The organism is Archangium sp., assembly GCF_036389735.1.
Taxonomy (GTDB): Bacteria; Myxococcota; Myxococcia; order Myxococcales; family Myxococcaceae; genus Archangium.
Window position 1 is genome coordinate 1 of record NZ_DASVWK010000528.1, and the last position, 3,908, is coordinate 3,908.

General features: G+C 65.6%; 2 protein-coding genes. Both read left to right on the forward strand.

The features are described from left to right. On the forward strand, positions 1-886 hold an 886-nt coding region (locus VF794_RS18545), incomplete at its 5' end, for a hypothetical protein (RefSeq protein ID WP_331112228.1). A gap of 242 nt (positions 887-1,128) precedes the next feature. Beyond that, positions 1,129-3,624 carry a DEAD/DEAH box helicase gene (locus VF794_RS18550; protein ID WP_331112230.1) on the forward strand — a complete coding sequence of 832 codons (2,496 nt, stop codon included), beginning with the start codon at positions 1,129-1,131 and terminating at the stop codon, positions 3,622-3,624. The last annotated feature ends 284 nt before the right edge of the window (positions 3,625-3,908 follow it).

The following is a 3,908-nucleotide window of genomic DNA, read 5'->3' on the forward strand; positions in this document are numbered from 1 at the left end:
GCAACGCCTCAAGCAGGAACTCGAAGAGTTCTCCAGTGCCCTGCGGACTGAACTCGCCAATCGGGAGGGCGCTTTTCGGAATTTTCTCACCGAGACCATGCCCTCGCTGATTGAGACCGAGGTCGAGCGAGCCTCCATGGAGGCGGAGAAGGCCATCCGCGCGCGCTTACGCAAGTACAAGAATTTCCACTGGAAGGTCCTGCAGGCGGCGATTCGCCGGGGCGGGACCTTCCACGGTTCGAAAAAGGTCGAACTCCCGGTGGAGCTCACCCTTGAGTTCGAGGAGCCATTGGCGGTGGTGTGGTCGAAGAAGCTGCTCGTCGAGCTTCGTCGTCGGACAAAGATGATGGGTGAGGATCACGTTCAGCTCGTGGAGCCGATCGTAGGATGGGCTCGTAGCCAGGGTGCCCGGGTGAAGCCGCGGATGGTGGAAGCCCTCCACGAAGACCTCAAGGCGAGTACGGCTGATCTGGGTCAGGTAGGGAGGGAGGCCATCGATGAGCTCAAGGAGACCGTCAAGCTCGAGCTCTACAAGCAGGTGGAAAAGGCGGTTCGCAGCCGCTGCCAGGCCTTCGTCAAGAGCGGTGAAGCTGAAGGTGTGGGCGTGCTCAGCCGGATGATCGAGTTCTTGGACGATAATCTCGGACCATCGGTGGTGGAGGCGGCGAAGCCGAAGGCCAAGGATGTCCTCCTTCGTAACTATGAGAAGGTGCGCGACGACATCCGCTCTGTCTTCCGCCAGCGTTCCAACCCCATCCAGATGGCGGTGAGCGCCCTGGTCGACTCGCACGAGGAACACGTCCGCCGAAGCGACGCCCAGCGGCGCAAGGCCGTCCTCGCTCGTGGTCGCACGCTCCTTGATACCTGTCCGAAAGGTGCCGCGTGACCCGCCTCTACCGCCGCGACACGGGACCGATGGCGGTTCTCCGTGAACTCGACGACTTCGGAATCCGAGCCCTCGATCTCGCCCGAGCCCCAGGGCGATTCTGGGGGGCCGAGGGCACGAACCTCCCGCTCCTCACCTCCAGCGTCGACGCTCGCCGAGTCACCGCCGTGCCCACCCCGGCCGAACTGCTCGCACTCCCGCCCGAGGCAGGGGACAGTTGGCTCGCCCGGAGCCGCAGGTCGGTGTCGGCGGCCTTCGCCTGGTTCCTCCTCGCCGAGGATCCCCAGCGGCGGCTCGACGTCCGCCCGGTGGTGACCTTGGCCCACCAGGCCAGCCTGGTGCGGCACGTGCTCGATCATGCGAACCTGCGGCGCGTCCTGGTCGCTGACGAGGTTGGCCTCGGTAAGACGATCGAGGCGGCCCTCATCATTGGTGAACTCCTCGAGCAGCAGCCGACGCTCCGGATCCTTTACCTGGCACCGGCCCGGCTCGTCGGCAACGTGATGCGTGAGTTCCGGCGGCTCGAGCTTCCCTTCCGCGCCTGGGTGTCAGGCGAGGAGGGTGACGCGCGCCTGGGCGGCAAGAACGGGGATGCCTGCGTGGTGGCGAGCATCCACCGGGCCGTCCATCCCAGCCACATCGACAAGATATCCCGAACCGAATGGGATGTGCTCATCGTCGACGAGGCCCACCACCTCTCCGACTGGGCTGAAGGAGGCGGCAGCCCCGTCCGCAAGTACAAGTTGGTGCAGGAACTCGTGGGCCATCTCGGCCCGGAAGGCAGGCTCCTCCTCCTCACCGGCACGCCGCACCAGGGACACGCGGCTCGCTTCGAGAACATCCTCCGGCTTCTCAAGAGGCCAGGCGAGTCGGACGAGGCCATGCGTGGCCGGGTCATCTACCGCACCAAGGAGGACGTCCGGGATTGGGACGAGCGGCCGCTGTTTCCGATTCGCCGGGTTCGGGAACCTGTTGCCGTGGATCTTGGAGCAGAGCACCGGCGCTGGCTCGAGAATATCCATGACTTCTTCGAGCCGGAGCGGAACGACCGACCGGGGGACGCCCGGCGGAGGGCCGCGACCTGGCGCTGCGGGCTCGCCCTGCAGTGGGCCACATCGAGCGTGCAGGCGGGCCTCGGGTTCCTGGTGCGCCAGGCTCTCCGCGCCGGCGCGAGCCTGAAGATGCGAGGGCTCCAGCGTGCCCTGGCGCTGCTCCGTCCCTATCGGGATGGGCAACCCGACGAGCCCGTCGTACGCCTGTTCGAGCGGATGCAGCACGACATCGTTCGCCAGGAGCAGACGTCCTCACTGGAGGATCTTGAGGATCTCGATCCCGACCACCCCGCCGTAACGCACCTCGACAAGCTCTCGCGCCTCCTTGAGGAAGGCTCCGCGCTCCTCGAGCGGGATCCCAACAAGAAGTGGGACATCCTTTTCGAGCAGGTCCTCCACGACCGCGGTGAGGAGAAGGTGGTCCTCTTCGCCCAGCCTATCGAGACCGTCACCGCGCTGTGTGGCTACATCGAGCGGAAGACGGGCAAGCGTCCGGCGAAGATCATCGGCGCGCAGAGCGAGCAGATGCGTACCGAGCAGATCGACGCCTTCTGGCGTCCCGACGGACCGCAGTTCCTGGTGTCGTCCCGGGCCGGTGGTGAGGGCCTCAACCTGCAAGTGGCGAGGCGCCTCGTCCATGTGGACGTCCCCTGGAACCCCATGGACCTGGAGCAGCGGGTCGGTCGCGTCCACCGCTTCAAGTCCAGACGCACCATCCTCGTGGATACGCTGGTGGTGAAGGACAGCCGCGAGGTGGACACCTACCGGGTGGCGCGAGAGAAGCTGCACAACATTGCCCGCACGGTCGTGGCCCCCGAACGTTTCGAGGAACTCTACTCCCGGGTGATGGCGCTCGTCCCACCGGAGGAACTCCAAGAGCTGATGGGGGAGCGCCCTCTGGGTCCTCTCGACTCGAACGAAACCGATCGGATCAACAAGCTCGTCACCGAGGGCTTCGAGCAATGGCGCAGGTTCCATGACGAGTATGCTGGCAACCAGCGCAAGGTCAGGGCACTCGACCCCGGCCAGGCACGTTGGAGTGATCTCGAATCGCTTCTCACCGAGGAACTTCAGGCCCGTCCGCTGCTCGACTTCGAGGTGCTCCGCTTCCGCACAAGCGAGGAAGAAGTCGTCGATGCTTCCGAAGCCGCGAAGGTCTTCGAGGTCGCCGGTCGGCCCCGCGCTTGCGGCGATTACTCCGGGATGCCCGTCACCGGCAGGAGCGGCGCCACTGCCGACACCATCGGCCTCAACAGCCCCGAGGTCTCCGCCGTGCTCCGGCGCCTTGCCTTCCCCGAGCGCCCAAGCGGCGCCGCAGTGCTGCGTTGGCCCGCGGGCCTGCCTCTGCCCACCAGCACTGGAGCTTTCGGGCTCGTAATTCTGGCGAGGCAGTCGCTGCGGCAGCAGCAGGGCGCATGGGTTGAGCACCGGCTCGAGCTGGAGGGAAGCCTCATCCATCCAGGCGGTGCCCGTCAGCTCCCAACGGCCGAGCTAGCGGAGCTCCTCCGGAAGCTTCGTGGCGCGGTCGCAGTGAAGGAGCCCACCATCGGTGCGGAGCTGTCCGGCTCCATCAAGAACATCGAATCGCAGCGTTCCCGCGAACTTCGGCAGCCGAGCGAGACCGACCACCATGACGGAATCCGCCATGTCGTCTGGCCCATCCTCGCTGCGGTGTTCGTGGTCTGACCGGGGCCGCATCTTTCAACATCGTCCACCGCTCCTGGTGCGGAGAAAACTGCGTCCGCTGGTTTTGCCCTGGTTGCTTGAACAGTAACCGGCAGCGTCGAGAGGGACGAACCCGCCCCGATATCTAGGGTGTTCAGGTATTTCACGGGTAACCGTTCACCACGTCAGGCGGTGGCGAGTCGCAGCTGAGATTGCGAGGGCAGCAACGAGGGTCCGCGCTGTCCGCGTAGCAAAGCCTCACAGGAGGCCGTCAGGTATTCCAGTACGTTGCGCTGCTGCTGCTT